The sequence below is a fragment of the Helicobacter saguini genome (genome assembly GCF_000762875.2).
In the GTDB taxonomy this organism is placed as follows: domain Bacteria; phylum Campylobacterota; class Campylobacteria; order Campylobacterales; family Helicobacteraceae; genus Helicobacter_A; species Helicobacter_A saguini.
Map to the genome: position 1 here is coordinate 1 of NZ_JRMP02000055.1, position 1023 is coordinate 1023.

1 pseudogene is annotated in these 1023 nt (G+C 37.2%); it reads left to right on the forward strand.

Annotated features, from left to right (window positions below):
* A pseudogene (locus LS64_RS12675) lies at nt 1-1023 on the forward strand (autotransporter outer membrane beta-barrel domain-containing protein); the annotation flags it as partial.

Here is a 1023-nt window from a genome sequence, read left to right on the forward strand (position 1 = left end):
AAAAAGGAGAGCAAAAATAGCTATAACATTTTAAAAGATTTATTTTATAACGAAAATAGCGAGCTTTTAATGCTTATTCAGCTTGACCAAAGCCTAGCTATTTCGCGTAATCTTGATTATTTCTTAGAAGTGGGTAGAACGCTAGATACTACAATGCAGCATGTTAGTAGCCTTGAGAATAAAAGCTCCACTTTGCAAACATTGAATCTTGCAATGGATTCAGCTAAATCTAATCGTTTAGCACGTGTCGCATATTTTCAAAGTCCAGAGTATGAAGCACTAGCCTTTCAAGAATACAGGGCAAATGTGGAAAAGGCTAGTGAGTTAGCAAGTCAAGTTAGGGCTTTAAGGAATAATTATGCGTTTAATGGAAATATAGAATCTAAAGGCGTAAAAGTTGCAAGTATAGAATCTAATAACTTAGAATCTAATAATGCTGTTATGGATGATTCAGATTCTAATAACCCAAACGCCGCTCACCACCCTATTATTAGTGTAGCCGCCGTAGCAAACCACCACAGCAATACAGAAACAATCTATGATACAGCCGACAACACAGATTCTAACAACAACGAAGCGTGGTTTAACACCATTGCTGACCTTATAGTTAGATTTAGCACACGCGGCGAAAATCCAAATAATTTATGGGCTAACGCAATAGGAAATGTTAGCTTTTCAACCACAGGTAGCAATCAATTATACGGATTCAATGCAGGATACGACTACTACTCAAAGCTGCTCCACACAGCATTTGGACTATATGTGGGCTATGGCTATGGCATTTTCACAGGCAATAATAATGGCTACATTAGCAATAATTCACAGAATTTGTTCGCTGGAATCTACACTCGCACATTTATCGGCAATAACGAATTTGATATGACAATCTCTGCAAGTCGCGGCTTTGTAAATGAGAGCATTCAGGCGCAAAAAAGGGGCTTTGACTTGCTTGATTTATTCAATCAAAAATACCATTATAATGTGACAAATTTGGAGGGAAATGTTACTTATGGTTACGCTTTT